The following is a 24608-nucleotide window of genomic DNA, read 5'->3' on the forward strand; positions in this document are numbered from 1 at the left end:
ACGTCGTTAGCTTGATGCCCGCACGACGAGCTCGGTCGGCAGGACGGGGCTGTCCTCCGAGCCTTCCAGCAGCAGCGCGGCGGCGACCGCGCCGAGGTCGGAGACCGGCTGGCGCACGGTGGTCAGCGCCGGCGTGGTGTAGGAGGCCAGGGGCGCGTCGTCGAAGCCGACCACGGCGACGTCCTCGGGGACGCGCCGGCCGGCCTTGCGCAGCGCCTGCAGCGCACCGGCGGCCATCGCGTCGGAGGCGACGAAGAGCGCGTCCAGCCGGGGCATGCGGTCCAGCAGCCAGGCGGCGGCGTGGCCACCCGAGGCGGTGGTGAAGTCACCGTACGCCACGGCGGGGGCACGGCCCGCGGCCTCGACGGTGCGGCGGTAGCCGTCGAGGCGGTCGGCGGCGGCGGCCGAGTCCGGTGGCCCGGCGATGGTCGCGATGGCGCGCCGGCCGCGCAGCATGAGGTGCTCGACGGCCTGCCGTGCGCCGTCGTGGTTGTCGACGTCGACGAACGGGATCTCGAGGCCCTCGGCGGGGCGGCCGGTGGCCCGCAGCGGCACCCGGGACGCGGCGAGGGAGACCGCGAGGGGGTGGCTGCTGTGCCCGCCGAGCAGCAGCACGCCGCCGACGCCCCCGGTGGTCAGGAACTGGGTCGCCGAGGCGATCGTGCCGCGGGTCGCGGACATCGTCAGCAGCGGGATGCCGTGGCGGGTCAGCTCCTCCTCGGCGCCGGCGAGCAGCCGGGCGGAGAAGGTGTCGTGGAACAGCCGGGCGGTGGGCTCGAAGACGAGGGCCGCGACGGGGAGCCGCTGCGCCACGCGGTCGGGCCGGCGCGGCCCGCGGTGGCGGACGTAGCCGAGCTGTGCGATGGCGTCGTGCACCGACACCCGGGCCGAGGTGCTGACCCTGACCCGGCCGGTGAGGACGCGCGACACGGTCGCCGCGGAGACCCCCGCGGCGGCGGCGACCTCGGTGACGGTTGGTGGCGATGGCTCGTCAGGCATCCCGTCTCCTGTAGAGCGATTCCTGCGGCCAGCGTCAGCCACGGTTACCCGGATGTCAACTATGGGTTTCGATCGGCTGTGTGGTTCCTTTGGTGGACCCGACATATCCGTATTTATCGCATCGACACGGGCTGTGGTAAACGTCGCTGGGACTTCCGCGATCGGGACCGAATAGGGAATAGTCGGCGATTGTGTCGGAGATCGAGCTGGGGCGCCGGGTGCTGGAGCGCTTCCTGCTCGTCCGACCCATCGCTCGCGGCGGCATGTCACTCGTCTATGAGGCCGTCGACCTCGAGGAGCTGCGCCCCGCCGCGGTGAAGGTCCTCGCACCGGCGTTCGCCAACAACGGCCGGGCCGTCCACTCCGCCCGCCGGGAACCCCTGCTCATGCAGCGGATGCGGCATCCCACGGTGCCCAAGATCTTCGGGTACGGCGAGCTCGACACCGGCCGCGCCAGCGTCCCGTGCGTAGCGATGGAGCTGCTCAACGGCGTACCGCTGACAAAACGGCTGGCCGAGGGACCGCTGCCGTGGCAGCACGCCGTCGAGATCGCCGCGTCCGTCGCCGAGCTCCTCGCCGTGGCGCACCGCCGGGGCATCGCGCACCGCGACCTGACCGCCGACAACGTCATGCTGACCACCGCCGGCGTGAAGATCATCGACTTCGGGCTCGCGGTGCCCTTCGCGCACCCGGCGGCCTCCCGCATCGAGCACGCCCCGGCCTGGGACGTCTACGCCCTGGGTGTGCTGCTGTACCAGATGCTCACCGGACGCTCACCGCACGCGCCGGGCGCCAGGTTGCTGCAACCGGTGGCCACGCCGGTCCTGCTCGCGCCCGGACTACCACGCTCCGTAGCGGAGCTGTGCCGGCAGTGCATGGCCAAGCGGCCGGCGGACCGACCCGAGAGTGCCAGGGTCGCCCTGTCGCTCTGGGCAGAGTTCGCACCCGACTGGCAACACCCCACGTCCTTCACTGAGAGCTACCGCACACAGTCGCACCACTCTGCGTAGTCGCCGAGTTTTGCCTGCGTAAGGGCTCTGTCAGGTCGTTGGGCGGACTTGGTCCGCTCGGGTGCATCCGACCATCCTCACCCATTGTGATTGCCCCTCGGTCGTTCCAAGCTTCTCGGACAAGGTGCACAACGGTTGCCAGCAAGGAGCCGGGAAGCACCGCCGGAGAGATAGCCGAGGGGAAGCTGTCATGTCAGGTACGAAGGTCACCGGCGTCGTCGTGACCGGTGGATCCACCGCCGCGTCGCTGCCAGTCACCGGAAGCCCCGTCTTCGCCATCGTCGTCGCAGGTGTCGCGCTCGTCGTCACCGGCTTCCTGATGGTGCGGGCGTCCCGCTTCAACCGCAGCGCCGCCTGACGCATGACGGCGATCCTTCTGGTCGGCTTCGCGCTGCTGACGCTCTGGCCGGCATACAACCTGGCGCTGGTGGCCTTCACCACCCGCGACTCGGCCACTGCCGGCCGGCGCCGCCGGCGCGACGCCGTCGCGCCGAACCAGCACGAGCCGCTGACCTTCTGGATCGTCGTGCCCGCCCTCAACGAGGAACGGGTTGTCGGCCGGACCGTCTCCGCCGCACTGGCGTTGGCGGGCCCGGCGGGCACACGCACCAGGGTCCTGGTGGTCGATGACGGATCGGACGACGGCACCCCGGACGTCCTCGCCGCCATCGACCACCCGGGTTTGACCGTGCTGCGCCGGGACTTCCCCAACGCCCGCAAGGGCAAGGGCGAGGCGCTCAACGCGGCCTTCCGGACGATCCGCGACCTGACCCTGCGCTACGGCGAGGACCCGGCGCTGGTCGCGGTCGGCGTCATCGACGGCGACGGGCGGGGCAGCGACAACATCCTCACCGAGGTGTCGCGGCAGATGCGCGACCCGCAGGTCGGGGCGGTGCAGACCCGGGTGCGCATCCACAACCGCAACCGCGTCCTGGGCGCCGTGCAGGACCTCGAGTTCGCCGCCATCGCCAACGCCAGCCAGCTGCTCCGCAACGCCGCGGGGACGGTCGGACTGGGCGGCAACGGGCAGTTCGCCCGGCTGTCGTCGCTGATGCGGCTCGGCGACGCGCCCTGGTCGCACTGCCTGGTCGAGGACCTCGAGCTCGGGCTGCGCATGCACCTCAACGGCGAGCGCATCCGGTACACCTCGATCGCCAACGTCAGGCAGCAGGGGCTCGTCGACGTGACGCGGCTGCTGCGCCAGCGCACCCGGTGGGCCCAGGGCAACCTGCAGTGCGTCGGCTACGTGCCGAAGCTGATCGCCTCCCGGAAGATCCGCAACCACGCCCTGCTGGAAATGCTGTACTACCTGCTCGCGCCGTGGATGAACGCCTTCGGCACGGCCGCGGTCTTCGGCCTCTGGGCGGTCGCGATGTGGCGGCTGGTCCCCGGCCACGGACGGACCATCATGATCCACTCGTGGTCGCAGATGGGTCACGTCGCACTCTTCTGGGCGCTCGGCATGACCCTCCCCGGCCTGGTCTGGGCCCTGGTCCACCGCTTCCAGCTCGGCGACGAGAAGCTCTGGCGACTGCTGGTCGCCGCCGTCGCGTACCCCTTCTTCCTCCTGCTCGGCCTGGTCTCGACCTGGCGGGCGATCGGCCGGCAGGTCAGCCGGCGACAGGCCTGGGCGAAAACCGAACGCCTGGTCGAAGAGCCCGCTCTCTCGTAAAGGACGTCAGCACATGTCTCCCGAAGTCTTCCTCATCGCCGGTACCCGCCCCGAGGCCATCAAGCTGGCGCCCGTCGCCGCCGCGATGCGCGCCGCCGGCCGGCTCACCCCGGTGCTGGTCGCCAGCGGGCAGCACCCGACGATGGTGACCCAGGCCCTCGACGCGTTCGACGTCCAGGCCGACGTGACCCTGCCGCTGGAGCGGGTCACCGGCAGCCAGCCCGAGCTCCTCACGTCGATGATCTCCTCCCTGGACGCCCTGCTCGAGGAGCGCAAGCCGGCCGCGGTCGTCGTGCAGGGCGACACCACCACGACGCTCGCCGGTGCCATGGCCGCGTTCTGGCGGCGCATCCCGGTCGTGCACCTCGAGGCGGGGCTGCGCTCCGGCGACCTGGACTCCCCGTTCCCGGAGGAGGCCAACCGCAAGCTCGTCGGCCAGCTCGCCGCGCTGCACCTGGCGCCGACCGCCCTCGCCGCGACGAACCTCCTCGACGAGAGCGTCTCCCCGGCCAACGTCCTCATCACCGGCAACACGGTCGTGGACGCCGCGCTGGAGATCGCCGGCAAGGCGATGCCGTTCGAGAACCCCTCCGTGGCGGCCGCGGTCGACGCCGCGACCCATGGTGAGGCCCGGCTCGTGCTGGTCACCGCGCACCGCCGCGAGTCGTGGGGCGAGCCCCTGGACCGCATCCTGAGCGCGGTGCGCCGCCTGATCGAGGCCTACCCCGACATCCGGGTCGTCCTGCCGGCGCACGCCAACCCCGCGGTCCGCGCCCAGGTCGAGGCCGGCCTCGCCGGGGTGCCCCGGGTGACGATCACCGACCCGCTGCCCTACCCGGCCCTGGCGCGACTGCTGTCCAACGCGTACCTGGCGCTCACCGACTCCGGTGGCATCCAGGAGGAGGCGCCGTCGTTCAAGGTGCCGGCCCTGGTCCTGCGTGAGGTCACCGAGCGCGTCGAGTCGCTGCACGCCGGTTGCGCCAAGCTCGTCGGCACGGACGAGGACCTGATCGTCGCCGAGGCGGCCCGCCTGCTCGACGACCCGATCCTGCGCCAGTCGATGACCGCCAACGGCAACCCCTACGGCGACGGACTCGCCTCCCAGCGCACCGAGCAGGCCGTGGCCGCACTCCTGGGCCTCGCCTCGCACCCCGCCCCCATGCCGACCACCGTTTCCGTCTGAATTAGGGATCTCGTACCGACATGCGCAAGCTGATCAGTTCGCTCGCCGCCGTCACCGTGGCCGCGTCGCTCGCTCTCACCGTGCCGGCCACCCAGGCCTTCGCCGCCGCGCCCACCGCGACGCGCTCCGGCACCGGCGCCCCCGGCTCCAACGCCGCGACCAAGACGCTCGTCCTGTACGACAACACCGGCCCGTACTCGTGGCTCGGTGAGGACTACGGGACGATGGCGACGAACCTCGTCTCGCACTTCGGCTCCTGGACCGCGCACCCGGTCGGCGCCTACAAGGCCGGCGAGATGGCCGCGTACTCCGCCGTCGTCTACGTGGGCTCCACCTACGACGAGCCGCTGCCGACCGCGTTCCTCGACGACACCCTCGCGGGCACCAAGCCGGTCGTCTGGATGTACAACAACATCTGGCAGCTGACCGCGCGCTCCGCCGACTTCGTCGCCAAGTACGGGTACACCTGGAAGGGCTACGACACCTCCGCCGTCTCCACCATCGAGTACAACGGCACGAAGATGACCCGCGACGTGCGCAACGCCGGCGGCATCATGGACTACGTCATCTCCGACCCGGCCAAGGCCGTCGCCGTCGGCACCGCGGTCGGCGCCGACGGCACCACGTTCCCGTGGGGCATCAAGTCCGGCAACCTGACCTACCTCGGCGAGATCCCGCTGTCCTACATCACGTCGAACGACCGCTACCTGGCGTTCTCCGACCTGCTGTACTCGGTCCTCGCGCCGCAGACCGCCGCCCGCCACCGGGCCCTGGTCCGCATCGAGGACGTCGGCCCCGACGCCGACCCGGCCGAGCTGCGCGCCGTCGCCGACTACCTGTCGTCGAAGAACGTCCCGTTCACCGTCGCCGTCTACAGCCGCTACCGTGACCCGAAAGGTGTGAACAACAATGGCAAGGCCGAGGACTACACGCTGCGCCAGCGGCCACTGGTGGTCAGCGCCCTGAAGTACATGCAGAGCAAGGGCGGCACCCTGCTCCAGCACGGCTACACCCACCAGCTCGACGCGCTCAACAACCCCTACGACGGGGTCAGCGCCAACGACTTCGAGTTCTTCATGGCCCACGTCGACGCCAACGACGCCGTCATCTACGACGGCCCGGTGAAGAACGACTCGGCGCTCAACGTCACCGCCCGCGTCCTGGCCTCCCGCGCCGACTGGATGCTCGCCGGCCTGAAGCAGCCGACCATCTTCGAGTTCCCGCACTACGCGGCGAGCGCCCTGGACTACAAGACGATCAACTCGCTCTACAGCACCCGCTACGAGCGCGGCCTGTACTTCCCGGGCGTCCTGTCCGGCGGCACCGTCGACAACAGCACCGCGCGCATGGTCGGGCAGTTCTTCCCCTACACCGTCCGCGACGTCTACGGCACGACCGTCGTCCCGGAGAACATCGGCAACATCGAGCCCGAGCCGTTCAACCAGCACCCGGCGGTCCTGCCGGCCGACCTGATCGCGAACGCGAAGACCAACCTGGCGGTCCGGGACGGCGTGGCGAGCTTCTTCTACCACCCGTACCTCGGCACCGACTACCTCAAGCAGACCGTGGAAGGCATCCAGGGTCTGGGCTACACCTTCGTCTCCGCCGCCGCGATGTCGTAAGCCTCTGCAGTTTTCAAGTGGCCGGGCCCTGTCCAGGGGGCCCGGCCTCTTTCAGTGTGCAGGACCGGTCGGATGCCGACGGCTGCCGCTCGGGAGCATTCCGGGAGCGGGCCTCAGGTTTCGAGGAGGAGCTCGGGCATGAGGCGTTCGACGGCATACAGGTCGTAGACGCGGCGGACCTCGCAGATCAGGCCCGACTCCGTCAGCACCAGGAACTCGGCGAGGCGGAACTGCTCCGCGTCGACCGCGCAGTCGTAGACGAGGGCGACGCGCCGGTCGATCACGGTCCGGGAGAAGACCGAGACCGACGTCAGGGCGGCGGCGTAGCCGGTGAGCTTCTCGATGAAGTCGCCGTCGGGGTCCAGGTTGGACTCGACCCGGGCGCCGGCGGCGAGCAGCATGAACAGCCCGCTGGTGCGGCCGGTGGTCCAGGCCGCGACCCAGCGCGCGGCGACATCCTCAACAGCGGTCGCGTCCATCACGCGTCATCCTGCCACGCGCAGGTTCGTCCCCACCCCGGGGTTCTCAGGAAAGCGCTTTCCCCTTATCCTCGGGGGCATGTTGCGCATCGATGACGAACTCACAGCCAAAGACCTGCTGCCCGCGGTCGGGCGGATGTGGGAGCTGTCCGCCGGGAAGATCGACGCGATCGACCGGTCCAGCCCGCCGGGCGGCAGCCAGGGCGCGCCCGTGTTCACCGTTGAGGGCCGATACACCGCGCGCGGCTGGACGGAGTGGACGCAGGGGTTCCAGGTGGGCTCGGCGCTGCTGCAGTTCGACGCGACCGGCGACCGCCACTTCTACGAGCAGGGCCGCCGCCACACGATCGGCGTGATGGCGCCGCACGTCAGCCACATCGGCGTGCACGACCACGGGTTCAACAACATCAGCACCTACGGGACGCTGCGCCGGCTGATCGGCGAGGGCCGCGTCGATGACCGGGATCTGCTGATGGCGGAGCTGGCGCTGAAGGTCAGCGGTGCCGTGCAGGCGTCCCGCTGGAGCAGGACCGCGGACGGCGGCGGGTACATCTACTCGTTCAACGGTCCGCAGTCGCTGTTCGTGGACACGATCCGCTCGTGCCGGTCCCTGGCGGTGGCGCACCGGCTCGGGCACGTGCTGATGGGCGAGCACGACGAGCGGATCGACCTCCTGGAGCGGCTGCGGCAGCACGCGGCGAGCACGGCGAAGCACAACGTCTACTTCGGCGACGGCCGCGACGTGTACGACATCCGCGGGCGCACCGTGCACGAGGCGCTGTTCAACGTCAACGACGGGCGGTTCCGCGCGCCGAGCACGCAGCAGGGGTACTCACCGTTCTCCACGTGGACCCGCGGGCTGGCGTGGGCGATGCTGGGCTTCGCCGAGCTCCTCGAGTTCCACGAGTCCGACCTGTTCCGGACCGCGGCGCAAGCGACGTGCGACTTCTACATCGAGCACTCCCCCGCCGACGGCGTGCCGTACTGGGACACGGGCGCGCCGGGCCTGGTGCACCTGGACGTGGACGCGCCCGCGGACCCGTTCAACGCCCACGAGCCGGTCGACTCGAGCGCCGCCGCGATCGCCGCGCAGGGACTGCTGCGGCTCGGGCGGGTCACGGGCGAGGACCGGTACACCCAGGCGGGGCTCACCGTCGCAAGGACGTTGCTGCAGGAGCCCTACCTGTCGGTGGACCCGCGGCACGAGGGGCTGCTGCTGCACTCCGTCTACCACCGGCCCAACGGCTGGGACCACGTCGCGCCGGGCCAGTCGGTGCCGAACGGCGAGTCGAGCATGTGGGGCGACTACCACCTGCGGGAGCTGGCGCTGTACGTCGGCCGGCTGGTCGACGGGCCGTACTACACGTTCTTCGGCGGCCCGCCCGCCACCAGCGGTGCGGGGGTGTCGCAGTGAGCGCGGCACTGGTGACCGGGGCGTCCCGCGGGATCGGCCGGGGCATCGCCCTCGCCCTGGCGAAAGCCGGCTTCGACGTGGTCGTCAACTACGCGTCCAACCTCGGCGCCGCCGAGGACACCGCCGCCGAGATCGAGAAGCTCGGCGTCCGCGCCGCACTCGTCCGCGCGGACGTCGGTGACGCCGAGGACCGCGCAAGGCTCGTGGACGAGGCGCACGAAGCGCTCGGCGCCCTCGACCTCCTGGTCAACAACGCGGGTGTGGCGCCGAAGGTCCGTGCGGACCTCCTCGAGGCGACCGAGGAGTCCTTCGACCGGCTGGTCGGCATCAACCTCAAGGGCCCGTACTTCCTCACCCAGCAGGTCGCCCGCCGGATGATCGAGCACGGCACGCCGGGGAAGATCGTCACGATCTCCTCGATGAGCGCCTACACCGCGAGCGTCAACCGGGGCGACTACTGCGTGACCAAGGCCGGCCTCGGCATGATGACGAAGCTGTTCGCGGCCCGGCTCGCCGAGCACGGCATCACCGTGTTCGAGGTCCGGCCCGGGATCATCGCCACCGACATGACCAGCGCCGTGCAGGAGAAGTACGACAAGCTCATCCTCACCGACGGCATCACCCCGATCCGGCGCTGGGGCACCCCCGAGGACGTCGGCCGCGCGGTGGTGGCGATCGCCACGGACCTGCTGCCGTTCTCCACCGGCCAGGTCATCGACGTGGATGGAGGGTTCCACCTGCGGACTCTGTAGCGGCGCGGGTGCGCAGCAGCTCGTGCACCGCCTCGATGTCGGCCGGGGCGGTGCGGGAGGCGCGCCAGTACATGACCCCGGTCGGGATGAAGAAGACCTGGAACGCGGCGAGGCCCACGGCGAGGTTCGTCGGTGGCGGGAAACTGCGGGCGAGCGCGGCGAAGACCGCCCCGACGAGCCCGTTGCCGGCGGCCCGGCCGACGCCGTTGACGAGGTTGCCGAGGGAGTAGACGGTGCCGCGGTGCTCGGGCGGGTTGACGTCGGCGATGAGCGCGAACCAGTTCGGCGAGTTCGCCGACGTGAGCGCGAGGGCCAGCAGCGCGCACAGGAACGCCGCCAGGAGGCTCGGCGTGGTGAACAGCGCGCCGAGGACCAGCACCGTCGCCGTCCGTCCGTCCGGGGCGGGCAGGGTCAGCGGCGCGAAGAACAGCAGCACGTACAGGGGAACACCGGCGAGGATCCCGATCGCGGCGACCTTGGCCCGCCCGCCGGCGTCCCGCCGCTGCCAGCGGTCGCCGATCATCCCACCCACGACGGACAGCACCCCGCCGAGCTGGAACAGTGTTGCGAGGATGCCGCCGATCTGGATGGCGGACTGCTCGTCGTAGCCCTGCGCCTCGGCCTTGGCCTGGAACAGCCGCGGCAGCCACACCAGGGAGCCGAACGCCGCCTGGGCGGTGAGCCCCTGCAGGATCAGCCAGACGTTGGTCCGGCGGGCGACGATGCCGGGCAGGTCGCCGCGGGAGATGCGGTGCTCGTACTCCTCACCGGCGGCGAACACCGCGGCGAGGTCCGGTTCGCTCTGCCCGCGGCGGATGTCGGCGGTGGTGAAGTACGCCAAGGAGGCGAGGACCCCGAGGACCGCGAGCACGAGGAACGGCCGCCGCCAGTCCGCGCCGCCGAGCTGGCTGGCGACGAGGACCCCGGCCAGGGTCCCGATCCCCTGCGACAGCCCCCACAGGCTCATCACGAGCCCGCGGCGGCGGGGTGAGATGAGGTCGCTGACGACGGAGAAGCCGACCGAGCCGACGGCGCCGAGGCCGACCGCGGCGACCAGCTGCGCGGCGAGGAACGTCCAGTAGCCGCCGGCGAACACGGTGCCGACCGCGCCGCCGGCCCAGATGAGCGTGCCGATCATGAGGACGGGTTTGCGGTCGGTGCGGTCGCCGGCATACGCCCAGCCGACGGCGGCGACCGCGGTCACGAGGTAGCCGACCGCGGTCACCACGCCGAGCGCTCCCTCGCCGACGCCGAGGGAGCGGCTGATCGGCGAGTAGAGCGGCGGCACCAGGCTGATCGCCACGTTGTCCAGCGACGCCAGCACGATGAAGACGGCGACGCTGTAGACGCGGTGGAAGCTCATGCCGCCACCTCCACCGCGCTCCGGCGTCGGCCCGAGCCGATACGGCAATGCTGGTTGTCGGCTCCTGCGCTCCGCTCCGGCCCGCTCACATGCGGACGGTAGCCCCTCGCACCGGCGGCCGCGACGTCAGCCCGTCTCGCCCGCGACGGCGAACGTCCGCAGTTTCTGCACCGCGAGCGCCGTCATCCCGACGGTGAAGACGCCGGCCATCACGAAACTCACCGGCACCGACACCGAGCCGGCGAGGATGTCGGTCGGTGCCAGCCAGTCGACGATCGTCCGCACGTACTGCTGGATGCTGAGCTTCGCCGTGCCCGACATGATGTTGCCGAGCAGGCCCTCCCACAGCACGACGTACACCAGGCCGAGCAGCACCGGCCGGCGGGTGAGCACGCTGATCGCCAGGAACAGCGCCGAGTAGGCGAGGGCGCCGACGAACGCGCCGACGACCAGCGCGAAGGCCAGCGGGGTCGAGTCGGCCAGGAGCCCGACCACGAACAGCGGCACCCCGGCGAACCCGCCGGTCACCCCGACCGCGACCGCGAGCTTCGTGAACACGATCTCGGAGCGTGGCAGCGGCTTGGACAGGATGTGGGTGATCGTGCCGTCGTCGATCTCGGAGCCGAGCACGCCGGTGCCCACGATGAGCGCGATGACGGGCAGCACGGCGGTGAAGCCGAGCCCGACGATGACGGGCTCACCCCACTCTGCCGGCGGCTCGCCGAACGCGCGGGCCGCCCACGCGAAGCCGATGAGGAGGATCGGCAGCGGCACCAGCAGCCAGATCCGCCGGCGGCCGAGCAGGCCGCGCAGGGTGATGCGGGCGATGGTCGGATTCATCAGGCACCCACCAGGTAGGAGAAGACGCTTTCCAGGGACTCGTCGGCGGGCAGCAGCTGGCGCACCCGGACGCCCTCCTTGAGCGCGATGCGGGGCAACGCCCGGGTGAACGTGCCGTAGTCGGACGCGCGCACCTGCAGGCCCGTCGCGTCGACGTCGACACCCGCGACGGATGCCTGGCCGATGAGCGCCACCGCGAGGCGGCGGTCGTCGCTGGACCGGATGGAGAACACGTGCGGCCGGTTGGTCATCAGCCGGCGGATGGTGCGGAAGTCACCGGAGGCGGCGAGCCGGCCGGCGACCATGACCTGCACGGTGCCGGACACCTGCTCGACCTCCTCCAGGATGTGCGAGGAGAACAGCACGGTGCGGCCGTCGTCGCCCATCTTGTGCAGCAGGTCCATCATGTGGAAGCGCTGGCGCGGGTCCATGCCGTTGAACGGCTCGTCCAGCAGCAGCACGCCCGGGTCGTGCACGAGCGCGGCCGCGACCCGGATCCGCTGCCGCATGCCCTTGCTGTAGGTGTCGATCCGCCGGTCCTGCGCCGGCTCCATCTCCACCATCGCCAGGGCGCGGCGGGCCGCCTCCTCCGGGTTGGCCAGGCGGAACAGCCGCGCGCTGGCGACCACGAACTCCTTGCCGGTGAGGAAGCCGTGCACCGCCTCCCGCTCGCTGACCAGGCCGAGGGTCCGGTACACGTCGGGGTTGCGCCACGACGGCGCGCCGTCGACGGTGAGCGTGCCCTTCGACGGGGCGAGGAAGCCCGACATCATGTGCAGCAGCGTGGTCTTGCCCGCGCCGTTCGGGCCCAGCAGGCCCGTCACGCCCGGACCGAGGGTCATCGTGACGTCGTTGACGGCGACGACGTTGCCGTACCAGCGCGACACGTGTTGCAGGTCGACGGTGCCCATCAGGCGGCCACCTTCCGGTAACGAAGCAGCAGGAGACCGAGGCAGCCGGCGAGCAGGACCAGGGTGGCGGCGCCGTAGAAGGGGCCGTAGTCGCCGAGCGGCATGCCCCCGCCCTGATCCCGCTCCGCCCCGAACAGCCACTGGTCCAGCCCGATGAGCAGGGTCATCGGGTTCACCGCGAACGAGAGGCTGGCCAGCGCGCTGCCCTCGCCGCCGATGACGTTGAGGATGCCGACCATCGGCGTGGTGATGATGAACACGCCGACGATGAACGCCGCCGCGAACGCCCGCCGGCCCGTCAGCGACGCGACGAGCAGCGCGATCGCGGCCAGGACCAGCGCCCGGATGAAGGCGCCGACGAGGCCCGGGCCCATGTCGCCGAGCTCCTTCATGGCGCCGGAGAACCCGTCGGTGCGGGTGAAGACCGCGCCGATGTACATGAGCAGCTGCGGCACGGCGAGCAGCAGCAGGATCACGGTGGCCAGGGCGCCGTACTTCGCCAGGGCGTAGTCGGTGCGGGCCAGGGGCCGGCTGAAGTACAGCGGCAGCGTGCGGTCCCGCAGATCGCGGGAGACCAGCTCGGGCGCGACGATGGCGAGGAACAGCATCACCGGGAACGCGATGGTGGCCGCGAACCCCCGATAGGTGATGAACGACTGGTCGGTGAGCGACCGGACCGCGATCTGGATGACGGCGACGCTGAGCGCGATGCCGATCACCATCCACGGGAAGATCTTCGCCTTGGCGCCCCGGCCGATGCCGAAGGCCGTGCGCAGGCTCTGCTCGTAGAGGGAGCGGTTGGCGTACCAGCGGCCGAGCCGGGGCCCCTTGTAGCGCTGGTAGCCGATGTCATGGATGACGCTAGTTGGCTGCGCCATGGCCGACCTCCTGTGCTGCCGGTCCGGCCTGTCCGTTCGGCCCGGTCACTGACGGGGTTTGGAAGAGCTCAGCGACGCGGTGCCGGCGCTGGTCGAGGCGGTGCAGCGGCAGGTCCAGCTCGGCCACTGCGACGAGGATCTGGTCGTACACCTCCTCGCTGTCCAACGGCACCATGAGCGCGGCGCCGTCACGGGTCACCGGCAGGCCCTGCTCCGCGAGGCGGGCGACGAGCAGCTCCACGCCCTCGCTCACCTCGACGGTGAGCACGTCGCGGCTGGTCGTCATGTCCGACACGGTCGCGGAGCGCAGCAGCTTGCCGCCGTCGATCGCGATCAGCGACGTGCAGATCCGCTCGACCTCGCCGAGCAGGTGCGAGCACACGACGATGGAGATGCCGAACTCGGTGCCGATGCGGTAGACCAGCTCCAGCATGGCGTCCCGGCCGGCCGGGTCGAGGCCGTTGGTCGGCTCGTCCAGCAGCAGCAGGTCCGGGTCGTGCGCGAGCGCCTGCGCCAGCTTGACCCGCTGCTTCATGCCGGTCGAGTAGCCGCCGATCTGGCGGTACCGCTCCTCGTAGAGCCCGACGTGCCGCAGCGCCTCCGACGCCCGTTCCCGGGCGGCGTTGGCGGGCAGCCCGCTCATCCGCGCCAGGTGCGTCACGTACTCGGCGGCCGACGTCTCGCTCGGCAGGCAGTCGTGCTCGGGCATGTAGCCGACCCGCTGCCGCACCTGCACCGACTGCGTCGTCGGGTCGAGCCCGAGCACCCGCAGGTCGCCGCCGGACGGCTGGAGCAGCCCCAGCATGATCTTGATGAAGGTGGACTTGCCGGCGCCGTTCGCGCCGACCAGCCCGATGATCCCTGGCTCCACCGCCAGGGAAAGTTCCGAAAGGGCGGTGACGCCACCCCCGTAGCGCTTCGTCAGCGCACGCGTCTCGATGAGTGCCACGTCGCCGACCTTACGGACCGTCAACCCTGAGGACTATCCGGAACGCACCTGAAAGCGTCCACCTAGGGGTCCAACCTGAGATTTTCCTCAGATTGCCTCAGATCCTTCTCAGGTTCGGTTACTCGCGGTCGACGTGGGGGCGTGGATCTGCCCCTGCTCCGGTTCCGGCGCAGCATCGAGTGGGCCGGACTGATCAGCCGGTCCGGCTCCGTGCTGTGGGTGGTGTGCACCGTGGTGCTGCTCCCGGTGCCCAACACGCTCACGCTGTGGGCGGCGCCGCTCGTGCTGACCAACATTCTGGCCTGGTACGCGCTCCGCAACGTCGGACATGTCTCGTATACACGGATAAGTGCGGTTCTGGTGGCTTTGGACACCGCAACGACGATCGGCGCGATCATGGGCACGATCCGCTACACCGACGTCACCCTCTGGCCGATCTTCGTCATCCCCATCGTCGTGGGCGCCTTCCGCAACCAGCTCACCGGCGCCCTGCTCACCTGGCTCGCGACCTCGCTGAGCTGCGTCGCGCTCTACGGCTGGGCCGAGCCGATCGCCGGCCGCCCGCTGCCCAACGAGCTGGTCTCCCTGGCCCCGGCCCTGCACCTGGTCGTGGCCGTCCTGGCCGGCCTGCTGTCCCGCGGCCACCGCAACCATCTGCGCCAGCTCGGCGAGGCCCGCGCGGAGCTGCGCCACCAGGCGCTGCACGACCCGCTGACCGGCCTGGGCAACCGCAACCTGCTGGAGGAGTTCACCCGCTCCGGGCTCAGGCCCGGCGTCCGGGCGTCCGTGCTCGTGCTCGACCTCGACGGGTTCAAGGCCGTCAACGACACCCTCGGCCACGCCGCCGGCGACGAGCTGCTGCGCGTCGTCGCCTCGCGGCTGCGCGCGCACGCCCGCGAGGGCGACCTGGTCGCCCGGCTCGGCGGCGACGAGTTCGTGGTCCTGCTCCCCGACGCCGCCGACGACGTGGCGGCCGAGGTGGCGGCGCGGCTGCGGTTCGCGCTGATCGCCCCGATCCGCATCGACGGCCGGTTCGTCCAGGTCGACGCGAGCATCGGCGCCGCGACGGCCACGGAGGGCACCCTCGACGCGCTACTGCGGGCCGCGGACGCCGAGATGTACCGCGAGAAGGCGGCCCGCCGCCACCCCGCCGTCCAGCCGGCATAGCGGGCCGGCCCGTCGTTCGTCAGACCGCGGCCATGTGCTCGCCGGGCAGCTCTACCAGCACGTTACACCCGCCGACCTAATCGATCTCAGCTCGCGTAACGACACCGTCGCGCACTGTCAGCCGACCTAATCGACCTCAGCTCGCGTAACGACACCGTCGCGCACTGTCAATCGCGCGGTTGAGCAATCGCGTGCGCGGTTGACATGAGAGTCGCGCGGCAAGCGTATCGTCATTCGCATGTCGTGGTCGCTGACCACCCTCCTCGCCGCGTGGTCCTCGGTGACCTCGCCGGCCGACGCCGTCGCCATGGCGACGGCGGTCCTCGCCGCGCTCGCGATCGTGCTCGCGGCGCGCCTGCTCACCGGCGCGCCCACCGCGGCGCAGCGCGCCATCCCCGTGCCGGCGCGGGCCCGTTCCCGCCGCGCGCAGCCCACCAGGGCGATGGACCCCGACGCGGCCGGGCGGCCGCGGCCCCGCGCGCCCGGACAGCGGTAGTCCCTCCCGACTCCCGCTCGTCCATCTCCGCGCATCCCGGACCCCTACGGTGGCCGGCGCGTGCGCGCATCCCGCCGAAGGGCTCCCATCGTGCTGCACCATGTCCTCGTCCTGCTCGCCTCCACCACCGGATCCGTCGCCGCCGCCATCGTCATCGCCACCCTCGCCGTCCGCGCGGCGCTGCTCCCGCTCAGCCTGCGGGCGTACCGCGCCGAGAAGGTCCGTGCCAGGCTCGCCCCGCAACTGACCGCCCTGCGGGAGCGGCACAGCAAGGACCCCGTCGCCCTCGCCGAGAAGACCACCGAGCTCATGCGGGCCGAAGGGTCCGGCCCGCTCGCCGGCATGCTGCCGATGCTCGCTCAGGCGCCCGTCATCTGGCTGCTGTACCGCGAGTTCAGCGGCGACGCCGTCCGCGGGCACAGCCTGCTCGGCGCCGACCTGACCGCCCGGCTCCTCGACCACCCGGCCCTGCTCACCGGCTGGCTCATCGTCGCCGCCCTCGCCGCGATCGCCGGCTGGAACGTCCGGCAGCTGCCGGAGGGCTCACCGGCCCTGGTCCGTGCCCTGTCGTTCGGGACCGTGGTATTCGCCGTCTTCACGCCCGTCGCGGCCGGGATCTACCTCGTCACCTCCGGGCTGTGGACAGCCGTCGAGCGCTTCGTCGCACGGCGATGAGCCACAACGCTTTTGCACGCACAGGCGCAAAGTTTTTTTGGTTTGTAGAAAAGTTCGGTTGCCACTGGCGGAAGGAAGGCATCGAGTTCTACGCTCCCAAATCAGCGACAGTCGGCGATGTCGCCCACAAGATCGTCACACAACTCCAACCGCCATAGGAGGGCCCGGTGCGAACGGGTGTGTGGCTGGTAGGCGCGCGCGGTTCCGTCGCCGTCACCAGCATCGTCGGCGCTGCCGCTGTGCGCGCCGGGCTCACCGAGCCGATCGGTTGTGTCACCGAGCATCCGGTGCTGCGCAGTGATGCGCTGCCCGGGTTCGGCGACCTCGTCTTCGGCGGCCACGACATCGCCACGATCAGCGTGGCGAAGAAGGCCGAGGCCCTGGCCGAGGCCGGGGTCGTGCCGGGAAGACTGGTCGCCACACTGCACGACGAGCTGCTGGCGGTGGACGAGGAGATCCGTCCGCTGCCGCACGGCACCGCGGCCGAGGTCGCCGCCGCCGTCACCGCCGACCTGCTGGACTTCCAGCGGCGGCACGACCTGGCGCGGGTGGTGGTCGTCAACGTCGCCTCCACCGAGGCCGCGGCGGCGCCACACCCCGCGCACACGTCGCTGGAGACGCTGCGCGACGCCCTGGACACGCTGCCACCGAGCTCGTTGATGGCGTACGCGGCCTTCGAGGCGGGCTGCTCGTTCGTCGACTTCACGCCGTCGACGGGCGCCCGCCTGCCGGCACTGCACGAGTTGGCGCAGATCCGGAACGTCGCCTACGCCGGCCACGACGGCAAGACCGGTGAGACGCTGATCAAGTCGGTGCTCGCGCCGATGTTCGCGATGCGCAACCTGCGGGTGAAGTCCTGGTCCGGGACCAACCTGCTGGGCGGCGGCGACGGGGCGACCCTCGCCGAGCCCGCCGCCAACGCGGCCAAGTCCGCCAGCAAGCAGCGGGTGCTCAGCGAGACCCTCGGGTATCAGCCCGACGGGCACACCCGCATCGAATACGTGCCGGACATCGGCGACTTCAAGACCGCCTGGGACCTCATCACGTTCGCCGGGTTCCTCGGCACGCCGATGCGGATGGAGTTCACCTGGCACGGCTGCGACTCCGCGCTCGCCGCGCCGCTGGTGCTGGACCTGGCCCGGCTCACCGCCGCCGCGCACGGGGCCGGGCGGGCGGGGCCGCTGACCGAGCTCGCGTTCTTCTTCAAGGACCCGCTCGGCGAGGTGGACCACGCGCTGGGCGCGCAGTTCGAGGCGCTTGCCGTGTTCGTGCGGTCGCTGTGAGCCCCGACTGGCGGACCCTCGCCGAGCTGGTGCGGGCGCCCGCCGCGTTGAGCGTGCCGGGTGACGTGGTCGCGGGGGCCGCCGCCGCGGGGACGCTCGGGCCGCGCACGCCGCTGCTCGCCTCGTCGTCGGTGCTGTTGTACTGGGCGGGCATGGCCGCCAACGACTGGTCCGACCGGGAGCTCGACGCCGAGGAACGCCCGGAGCGGCCGATCCCGTCGGGCCGGATCACGCCCCGGACCGCGTTCGGGGTCGCGGCCGGGCTGACCGCCGCCGGTGTGGCCCTCGCCGGCCTCGCGGGCGGCCGCCGGGCCCTGGCCGTCGCCGTCCCCCTGGCCGGCGCCGTCTGGGCCTACGACCTCAAGCTCAAGAACACCCCGGCGGGCCCCGCGGCCATGGCGGCCTGCCGCGCCCTGGACGTGCTCCTCGGCGCGAGCGGCGGGCGGTTGCGCTCCGCCGCGTTCCCGGCCGCGACGGTGTTCGCGCACACGTACACCGTGACCGCCCTGTCCCGCGCGGAGGTGCACGGCTCCACGCCGGCCCTGCCGGCCGCCACCCTCGCCGGGTCCGCCGCGGTGGCCGTGTCCGCGGCGCTGCCGTCGCGGCCGTTCGGGTGGCGGTCGCTCATCCCCGTCGCACTGTCCGGTTGGTACGCCAAGCGCTACGGCGAGGCGCAGCTCAAGGCCCTCGACAAACCGACGGCCGGCCACATCCGCGCGTCCGTCGGCGCCGGGATCGTCAACCTGCCGACGCTGCAGGGCGCGCTGACCGCACGGGCCGGCGCGCCGATCGCCGGGATCGCCGTCGCGGCCGCCGCGCCACTGGGCCGGCACCTCGCGAAACGGCTGTCACCGACATGAGCCTGCGGTTCGGGTACGGGACGAACGGCTTCAGCAACCACCGCCTCGACGACGCGCTGACCGTCATCGCCGGGCTCGGATACACCGGTGTGGCCCTGACCCTGGACCACCATCATCTGGACCCGTACGACAGCAACCTGTGGCGGCACGTCCGCGCGCTCGGCCACCGCCTCAACGAGCTCGGCCTCGGCGTCGTCATCGAGACCGGCGCCCGGTACCTGCTCGACCCGTGGCACAAGCACTCGCCGACGCTGCTGGACGACGAACCCGACGCGCGGATCGACTTCCTGCGCCGGGCCGTGCGGATCGGCTCCGACCTCGGCGCGGAGGCGGTCAGCTTCTGGGCCGGGGTCCGCCCGCCGGACCTGCCGCCGGACCTCGCGTGGCGGCGGCTCGTCACCGGCAGCGCCGAGGTGCTCGCCGCCGCCGAGGGCGCGGAGATGATGCTCGGCTTCGAGCCCGAACCGGGCATGCTGGTCGAGACGATCGACGACTGGGAGCGGCTGCGGGCCGACCTCGGCGCGCCCGTCCACTTCGGACTGACCCTCGACATCGGCCACTGCCGCTGCCTGGAGCCGGTGTCCGCGGAGGAGTGCGTGCGCCGCGTCGCCGGCCAGCTCGTCAACGTGCAGATCGACGACATGCGCCGCGGGGTGCACGAGCACCTCGAGTTCGGCACCGGCGAGGTCGACTTCCCGGCGGTGCTGCAGGCCCTCAACGACACCGACTACGGCGGCCTCGTCGCCGTCGAGCTGCCGCGGCACAGCCACGCCGCACCGACCGTGGCCCGGGACTCCCTCGCCTTCCTGCGCGCCGCCGAAGCGCAGTCACTGGACCGATTCCAGGAGGTGCCATGAACCTGTACGACTCCCTCACCGCCGAGCTGACGGACACGGTGTGGCTGGACACGGCGTTGGAGACCGTGGCCCGCCAGCCGGCCGCGGTCGGCCGGCTCTTCCCCGCCGCGGGGCGCCGCTGCGGCCGGTGGGCCCTCGCGGGGCTGCCGGGCTGGACGGTCGACGACGCGGCCCGGGTCCTCCTGCTGACCCGGCTGCCGGTCGAGGCCCTGGCGACCGAGCTGGAGCCGCTGTACCGCTACGGCGACGCGGCGGAGAAGCGGGCCGTCCTGCGGGCGCTGCCGCTGCTGCCGGCCTCGGAGGCGTTCGAACCGATCCTGCTGGACGCGTTGCGCACCAACGACACCCGGCTCGTCGCCGCCGCGCTCGGGCCCGCCGCCGCGAGCCTGCCCGACGCCGCGTGGCGGCAGGGCGTGCTGAAGGCGGTCTTCATGGGCCTGCCCCTGGCCGCCGTCGCCGACCTCGACGAGCGCGCCGACGCCGAGCTCGCCACCATGCTCGGCGGGCTCGTCGAGGAGCGCCACGCCGCCGGGCGCGCCGTCGCCGAGGACGCCACGGCACTGCTGCACCGCCTCCAGGAAAGGGTTTCGTGATGCGCATCTTCGATCCACACATCCACATGACGTCACGGACCACCGACGACTACGAGCGGATGGCGGCCGCCGGGGTCCGCGCACTCGTCGAGCCCGCGTTCTGGCTCGGGCAGCCGCGCACCAGCGTCGGCTCGTTCACCGACTACTTCGACTCCCTCGTCGGCTGGGAGCCGTTCCGGGCCTCGCAGTTCGGCATCCGGCACCACTGCACGATCGCGCTGAACCCGAAGGAAGCCAACGACCCGCGGTGCCGCGAGGTGCTGCAGGTGCTGCCGCGATACCTGGAGAAGGACGGCGTCGTCGCGGTCGGCGAGATCGGCTACGACTCGATGACGCCGGAAGAGGACGAGGTCTTCGCCGCGCAGCTCGCCCTGGCCGTTGAGCATGACCTGCCGGCGATGGTGCACACCCCGCACCGCGACAAGGCCCGCGGCACCGACCGGACCATCGCCGTGGTCCGCGAGTCCGGCATCGACCCGGGCCGCGTCGTCGTGGACCACCTCAACGAGGTCACCGTCGCGCGGGTCGCCGAGAGCGGCTGCTGGATGGGCTTCTCCATCTACCCCGACACGAAGATGACGCCGTCGCGGATGGTGGCGATCCTGCAGGAGCACGGCCTGGACCGGGTCCTGGTCAACTCCGCCGCCGACTGGGGCCGCTCCGACCCGCTGCTGACCCTGCGCACCGGCGAGGCGATGCTGGCCGCCGGGTTCACCGACGACGACGTCGACCGGGTGCTATGGCGCAATCCCGTCGAGTTCTACGGCCAGTCGAAGCGCCTCGACGTCTCGGACCTTCTCGATGTCGACGCCACCTTCGAGGGGAACTCGATCCTCCGCGGCGGGTCGTGATGCGGCTGCGGCACCCTGACGGCCAGGTGGTCCACCTGGCCTACGGGACCAACGTCCACCCTGCGGAGGACCTGCCGGGCATCCTGACGCAACTCGATGTCTACGCGACCAAGGTCCGGGCGTTCCTGGACACCCCGGTGCTCGGCCTGGGACTGTGGCTGGCCGCCGACGTCGCCGCCGCGCTCGCCGCGGACCCGGCGCTGCGGCTCAAGTTGCGCCGCGAGCTGGACGTGCGCGGGCTCGAGGTCGTGACGCTCAACGCGTTCCCGTACGAGGCGTTCCACGCGCCGGTCGTCAAGAAGGCCGTCTACCTGCCGGACTGGGCCGACCCGAGGCGGTTGCGGTACACGATGGACTGCGCGCGCGTCCTCGTGGACCTGCTGCCCGACGACGCCGTGCGCGGCTCGATCTCGACGCTGCCGCTGGGCTGGCGCGACCCGTGGGACGGCCCGCAGGTCGGCGCCGTCAACCGGGCCCTGGACCAGCTCGCCTACGGGCTGTCGTTCCTGGACCGGCCGATCCGGGTCGCGTTCGAGCCGGAGCCCGGCTGCGTCATCGAGAACACCCTGCAGGCGACGGTGCACCTGTCCCGGGTCGACCCGACGTACCTCGGGGTCTGCGTGGACCTTGCCCACCTGGCCTGCGCCTGGGAGGACCCGGTCACCGCGGTGCAGCGCCTGGCCCGCGCCGGGCTGCCGGTCGTGAAGATCCAGGTGTCGGCGGCGCTCGCCGTCGACGACCCGACCTCACCCGCGCTCGCGTCCTACGTGGAACCGCGGTTCATGCACCAGACCCGCTCCCGCGGCTGCGCGGCGTCCTTCGACGACCTGGACGAGGCGCTGGCCAGCGGCGCCGGCGGGCCGTGGCGGGTGCATTACCACGTGCCGCTGCACGCCTCGCCCGAGCCGCCGCTGCAGGCGACCACGGACGTGCTACGGTCCGGCCTCGCGGCGCTGCTCGGCGGGCCCGTCGCCGGCTGCGACCACCTCGAGGTGGAGACCTACACCTGGGGCGTGCTGCCCGCGTCGCAGCGCCCGTCAAGCCCTTCACAACTCGCCGCGGGCATGGCCGCCGAGCTCGCGTACGCCCGCGACATCCTGCACGACCTCGGTCTCAAGACGTTGGAGTCCCGATGAGCAAGCCCCTGCTGGTCCTCGACGTGGTCGGGCTGACCCCGCGACTGCTGGCGCACATGCCGCGCCTGTCCTCGGTCGGCGCCACCGTGCCGCTCCGCCCGGTCCTGCCCGCGGTCACCTGCTCCGTGCAATCGACGTTCCTCACCGGCGCGCTGCCGTCCGACCACGGCATCGTCGGCAACGGCTGGTACTTCCGGGACCTCGGCGAGATCTTCCTGTGGCGGCAGCACAACGCCCTCGTCGGAGGCGACAAGCTGTGGCACGCCGCCCGCCGGGTCAAGCCGGACTACACGGTGGCGAACGTCTGCTGGTGGTACGCGATGGGCGCCGACGTCGACTGGACCGTGACCCCGCGCCCGATCTACTACGCCGACGGCCGCAAGGAACCGGACTGCTACACGTTCCCGCCGGCCCTGCACGACGAGCTGACGTCCAAGCTCGGCGAGTTCCCGCTCTTCACCTACTGGGGCCCCGGCGCCGGCATCCCGTCCTCGGCGTGGATCGCCCGGGCCGCCGAGCAGATCATGGTCGAGAAGTCGCCGGACCTGACCCTGGTGTACCTGCCGCACCTCGACTACGACCTGCAGCGCTTCGGCCCGTCCTCGCCGCAGGCCGCGGAGGCCGCCGCCGCCCTGGACAACGTCGTCGCGCCCCTGCTGGCCGCCGCCGAGGTGCGGGGCGTGACCGTCGTCGTCCTCTCGGAATACGGCATCACCGACGCGAGCCGGCCCGTCGACGTCAACCGGCTCCTGCGCGCCGAGGGCCTGCTCAACGTCTACACCCAGGACGGCATGGAGTACCTGGACCCGTGGACGTCGCGGGCGTTCGCGGTCTCCGACCACCAGATCGCGCACGTCTACGTGCGCGACGCCGCGGACCTGCCGCTGGTGCAGAAGCTGTGTGCCGGCCTGCCCGGCGTCGGCGAGGTCCTCGACGCCGCCGGCAAGCAGCGCACCGGCCTGGACCACGAGCGCGCCGGCGCGCTCGTCCTGCTGGCCGAGCCCGACGCGTGGTTCACGTACTACTACTGGCTCGACGACGCCCGCAAGCCGGACTTCGCGCAGCTCGTCGAGATCCACCGCAAGCCCGGCTACGACCCGGCGGAGCTGCTCTTCGACCCGGCCGGGCCGGGTGCGGCGAAGGCCCGGGCCGGGGTCGCGCTGGCGCGCAAGAAGCTCGGGATGCGGTACATGATGAGCGTGGTCGGCCTGGACGCGGGCGCGAAGGCGGTGAAGGGCTCACACGGCCTGATGCCGGCGACGGTGGACGACGGGCCGGTCTGGTTGTGCAACGACCCGTCGTTGCAGCTCGACGCCGACTCGGTGGACGCGACCGACGTGAAGGGGCTGCTGCTGCACCTCGCCGGCCTGGCCTGACGCCTGCCGGTGCGCCTGTGGCGTGCCTGGCTTTGCGTGCGTCAGCGCACGAGGAGCCAGGCGCCCTTCGCGACGGTCCAGCGGCGGGTCCTGAACGGGCCGGTGAGCTCGCCGTCGGCGTTGACGTGGAACGGCTCGCCCTCGATGCGGATGTCGCTGCCGCGCAGGTGGGTCACGTCGTCCCGGTCCGGGTGGCGGCCCTTGCGCAGGGCGAGGGCGTAGCCGACCCGGGCGAAGGGCCCGACGGCGAAGGAGACCGTGACGTCGGCGAGGCCGTCCGTCGGGTCCGCGTCCGGGCCGAGCTCGCCGGTGCCGCCGGCGATCGTCGGCGCGTTGGACAGCCCGGCCATCAGCACCCGCCGCCGCCCGCGCGCCACCACCGTGCCGTCGACGGTGACCCGCAGCCGCCAGCCCCGTGCCGTGAAGCCGGCCAGGACCGCCCCGATCGGGAACGCGGCGATCTTCAGCCGCTTCTTCAGCGGGCGCGCCTTCAGCGCGGCCTCCGCGCCGGCGCCGACGTGGACGGCGTTGATCACGACACCGGCGCCCTCGGCGACGATCAGGTCGGTCGGGTGCGCGGTGCCGCCGGCGGCGAGCCGGGCGGCGGCTTCCAGGTCGTCCACCGGGATGCCGACGCCACGTGCGAAGTCGTTGCCGGTGCCGAGCGGGATCAGCGCGACCTCGCACGCATCGGCCTCACCGCGCCGCACCAGCGCGCCGACCAGGGTGTGCAACGAGCCGTCGCCGCCGACGACGACCAGCCGGCGGCCCCGGCGGGCGTCAAGGATCCGGTCGACGTCGGCCTCGTCACCGCAGGCGACCGTCTCGACGTCGCCCGCACCGCGCAGGACATCGAGGACGGCCTCGACGGCATCGGCCTCGGTCCGACCGGCGAGCGCGTTCGTGACGACCAGCACCCGCTCACCATACGGCCTGCACATCGATCGCAGCACCGGCCGGCCCGGAGGCCCGTTGCACGATGAGGGCCCGCCCACGCGGGCTCTCGTGTGCACCTGGCGTTCACGTCGGCTCGACCACCCGGGCCACCGGATGGAAGCTGACCCGGTCGGGCCCCGGCAGCAGCGCCAGGTCCTCGCCCGGCGGCAGTTCCAGCCCCGCCGATCGCCTGCCCGAGCGCCTCCAGGGCGGCGGCGGTGCACCGGTCGACCAGGGTGCTCTTGCCGATGCCGGCCTCGCCGGTGACGAGCACCGCGGCGCCGTGTCCGGCCCTCCCCTGGTCCA

Annotated in this window: 26 protein-coding genes; 18 read left to right on the plus strand and 8 right to left on the minus strand. The window is 71.9% G+C overall.

Annotated elements, in window-relative coordinates:
• Positions 1-6: 6 nt before the first annotated feature.
• Positions 7-999 carry a LacI family DNA-binding transcriptional regulator gene (locus Dsi01nite_RS50620; RefSeq protein WP_203853675.1) on the minus strand — a complete coding sequence of 331 codons (993 nt, stop codon included), beginning with the start codon at positions 997-999 and terminating at the stop codon, positions 7-9.
• A 191-nt stretch (positions 1000-1190) separates the two neighbouring features.
• On the opposite strand from Dsi01nite_RS50620, the gene Dsi01nite_RS50625 reads away from it, so the two are divergent.
• The 5 genes from Dsi01nite_RS50625 to Dsi01nite_RS50645 all read left to right on the plus strand — a co-directional run bounded on the left by Dsi01nite_RS50625 (position 1191) and on the right by Dsi01nite_RS50645 (position 6486).
• Positions 1191-2009 (plus strand): serine/threonine-protein kinase, encoded by an 819-nt coding sequence (locus Dsi01nite_RS50625; RefSeq protein WP_203853676.1) that lies wholly within the window; start codon positions 1191-1193, stop codon positions 2007-2009.
• A gap of 190 nt (positions 2010-2199) precedes the next feature.
• Positions 2200-2367 (plus strand): LPXTG cell wall anchor domain-containing protein, encoded by a 168-nt coding sequence (locus Dsi01nite_RS50630; RefSeq protein ID WP_203853677.1) that lies wholly within the window; start codon positions 2200-2202, stop codon positions 2365-2367.
• Positions 2368-2370: 3 nt separating this feature from the next.
• Positions 2371-3681: a glycosyltransferase gene (locus tag Dsi01nite_RS50635; protein WP_203853678.1), complete on the plus strand. Its 1311-nt coding sequence runs from the start codon at positions 2371-2373 to the stop codon at positions 3679-3681.
• Between the two features lie 13 nt (positions 3682-3694).
• Positions 3695-4864 carry a non-hydrolyzing UDP-N-acetylglucosamine 2-epimerase gene (gene wecB, locus Dsi01nite_RS50640; protein ID WP_203853679.1) on the plus strand — a complete coding sequence of 390 codons (1170 nt, stop codon included), beginning with the start codon at positions 3695-3697 and terminating at the stop codon, positions 4862-4864.
• A gap of 20 nt (positions 4865-4884) precedes the next feature.
• Complete coding sequence (locus Dsi01nite_RS50645) at positions 4885-6486, plus strand: DUF2334 domain-containing protein (protein WP_203853680.1); 1602 nt, start codon at positions 4885-4887, stop codon at positions 6484-6486.
• A 113-nt stretch (positions 6487-6599) separates the two neighbouring features.
• Here Dsi01nite_RS50645 and Dsi01nite_RS50650 read toward each other — a convergent pair whose 3' ends face one another.
• Positions 6600-6968, minus strand: coding sequence for a hypothetical protein (locus Dsi01nite_RS50650; RefSeq protein WP_203853681.1), 369 nt, complete (start codon positions 6966-6968; stop codon positions 6600-6602).
• Positions 6969-7044: 76 nt separating this feature from the next.
• Here Dsi01nite_RS50650 and Dsi01nite_RS50655 point away from each other — a divergent pair, with 76 nt between their 5' ends.
• Together Dsi01nite_RS50655 and Dsi01nite_RS50660 are read left to right on the plus strand one after the other, a co-directional pair.
• Complete coding sequence (locus Dsi01nite_RS50655; RefSeq protein ID WP_203853682.1) at positions 7045-8379, plus strand: glycoside hydrolase family 88 protein; 1335 nt, start codon at positions 7045-7047, stop codon at positions 8377-8379.
• A complete protein-coding gene (locus Dsi01nite_RS50660; protein WP_203853683.1) occupies positions 8376-9131 on the plus strand; it encodes a 3-ketoacyl-ACP reductase in 756 nt (251 codons plus the stop codon). Before Dsi01nite_RS50655 ends, Dsi01nite_RS50660 begins: the two co-directional genes overlap by 4 nt.
• On the opposite strand, the gene Dsi01nite_RS50665 is transcribed toward Dsi01nite_RS50660, so the two are convergent.
• From Dsi01nite_RS50665 to Dsi01nite_RS50685, 5 genes are all read right to left on the minus strand, one after another.
• Positions 9091-10494, minus strand: a complete 1404-nt coding sequence (locus Dsi01nite_RS50665) for an MFS transporter (RefSeq protein ID WP_203853684.1) — start codon at positions 10492-10494, stop codon at positions 9091-9093. The genes Dsi01nite_RS50660 and Dsi01nite_RS50665 overlap by 41 nt on opposite strands.
• A gap of 126 nt (positions 10495-10620) precedes the next feature.
• Positions 10621-11334: an ABC transporter permease gene (locus Dsi01nite_RS50670; protein ID WP_203853685.1), complete on the minus strand. Its 714-nt coding sequence runs from the start codon at positions 11332-11334 to the stop codon at positions 10621-10623.
• Positions 11334-12245 carry an ABC transporter ATP-binding protein gene (locus Dsi01nite_RS50675; RefSeq protein WP_203853686.1) on the minus strand — a complete coding sequence of 304 codons (912 nt, stop codon included), beginning with the start codon at positions 12243-12245 and terminating at the stop codon, positions 11334-11336. The genes Dsi01nite_RS50670 and Dsi01nite_RS50675 overlap by 1 nt, the downstream gene beginning before the upstream one ends.
• Positions 12245-13123, minus strand: a complete 879-nt coding sequence (locus Dsi01nite_RS50680; RefSeq protein WP_203853687.1) for an ABC-2 transporter permease — start codon at positions 13121-13123, stop codon at positions 12245-12247. Before Dsi01nite_RS50680 ends, Dsi01nite_RS50675 begins: the two co-directional genes overlap by 1 nt.
• Positions 13107-14072: an ABC transporter ATP-binding protein gene (locus Dsi01nite_RS50685; RefSeq protein WP_203853688.1), complete on the minus strand. Its 966-nt coding sequence runs from the start codon at positions 14070-14072 to the stop codon at positions 13107-13109. The genes Dsi01nite_RS50680 and Dsi01nite_RS50685 overlap by 17 nt, the downstream gene beginning before the upstream one ends.
• A gap of 141 nt (positions 14073-14213) precedes the next feature.
• Here Dsi01nite_RS50685 and Dsi01nite_RS50690 point away from each other — a divergent pair, with 141 nt between their 5' ends.
• The 10 genes from Dsi01nite_RS50690 (at position 14214) to Dsi01nite_RS50735 (ending at position 23366) form a co-directional block, all read left to right on the plus strand.
• Positions 14214-15239 carry a GGDEF domain-containing protein gene (locus tag Dsi01nite_RS50690; protein ID WP_203853689.1) on the plus strand — a complete coding sequence of 342 codons (1026 nt, stop codon included), beginning with the start codon at positions 14214-14216 and terminating at the stop codon, positions 15237-15239.
• 238 nt (positions 15240-15477) lie between these two features.
• Positions 15478-15735, plus strand: coding sequence for a hypothetical protein (locus Dsi01nite_RS50695; protein ID WP_203853690.1), 258 nt, complete (start codon positions 15478-15480; stop codon positions 15733-15735).
• A gap of 90 nt (positions 15736-15825) precedes the next feature.
• On the plus strand, positions 15826-16410 hold the full coding sequence (locus Dsi01nite_RS50700; RefSeq protein ID WP_203853691.1) for a YidC/Oxa1 family membrane protein insertase: 585 nt from the start codon (positions 15826-15828) through the stop codon (positions 16408-16410).
• A gap of 167 nt (positions 16411-16577) precedes the next feature.
• A complete protein-coding gene (locus Dsi01nite_RS50705; protein WP_203853692.1) occupies positions 16578-17693 on the plus strand; it encodes an inositol-3-phosphate synthase in 1116 nt (371 codons plus the stop codon).
• Entirely contained in the window at positions 17690-18553 is an 864-nt protein-coding gene (locus Dsi01nite_RS50710) for an SCO3242 family prenyltransferase (protein WP_203853693.1), read from the plus strand. The genes Dsi01nite_RS50705 and Dsi01nite_RS50710 overlap by 4 nt, the downstream gene beginning before the upstream one ends.
• On the plus strand, positions 18550-19410 hold the full coding sequence (locus Dsi01nite_RS50715) for a sugar phosphate isomerase/epimerase family protein (RefSeq protein WP_203853694.1): 861 nt from the start codon (positions 18550-18552) through the stop codon (positions 19408-19410). The genes Dsi01nite_RS50710 and Dsi01nite_RS50715 overlap by 4 nt, the downstream gene beginning before the upstream one ends.
• Positions 19407-20003 carry an EboA domain-containing protein gene (locus tag Dsi01nite_RS50720; protein ID WP_203853695.1) on the plus strand — a complete coding sequence of 199 codons (597 nt, stop codon included), beginning with the start codon at positions 19407-19409 and terminating at the stop codon, positions 20001-20003. The genes Dsi01nite_RS50715 and Dsi01nite_RS50720 overlap by 4 nt, the downstream gene beginning before the upstream one ends.
• The gene (locus Dsi01nite_RS50725) at positions 20003-20854 is read left to right on the plus strand and encodes a TatD family hydrolase (protein WP_203853696.1); all 852 of its coding nucleotides are present in this window, start codon (positions 20003-20005) and stop codon (positions 20852-20854) included. The genes Dsi01nite_RS50720 and Dsi01nite_RS50725 overlap by 1 nt, the downstream gene beginning before the upstream one ends.
• On the plus strand, positions 20854-21990 hold the full coding sequence (eboE, locus tag Dsi01nite_RS50730; RefSeq protein WP_203853707.1) for a metabolite traffic protein EboE: 1137 nt from the start codon (positions 20854-20856) through the stop codon (positions 21988-21990). The genes Dsi01nite_RS50725 and eboE overlap by 1 nt, the downstream gene beginning before the upstream one ends.
• Positions 21987-23366, plus strand: a complete 1380-nt coding sequence (locus tag Dsi01nite_RS50735) for an alkaline phosphatase family protein (RefSeq protein ID WP_203853697.1) — start codon at positions 21987-21989, stop codon at positions 23364-23366. Before eboE ends, Dsi01nite_RS50735 begins: the two co-directional genes overlap by 4 nt.
• A gap of 41 nt (positions 23367-23407) precedes the next feature.
• On the opposite strand, the gene Dsi01nite_RS50740 is transcribed toward Dsi01nite_RS50735, so the two are convergent.
• Positions 23408-24283, minus strand: coding sequence for a diacylglycerol/lipid kinase family protein (locus Dsi01nite_RS50740; protein WP_203853698.1), 876 nt, complete (start codon positions 24281-24283; stop codon positions 23408-23410).
• 62 nt (positions 24284-24345) lie between these two features.
• Between Dsi01nite_RS50740 and Dsi01nite_RS50745 the strand changes: the two genes are divergently transcribed.
• Positions 24346-24608: hypothetical protein (locus Dsi01nite_RS50745; protein WP_203853699.1), on the plus strand; the 263-nt coding region annotated here is incomplete at its 3' end.

The sequence above is a fragment of the Dactylosporangium siamense genome, from assembly GCF_016862795.1.
GTDB classification, from domain to species: domain Bacteria; phylum Actinomycetota; class Actinomycetes; order Mycobacteriales; family Micromonosporaceae; genus Dactylosporangium; species Dactylosporangium siamense.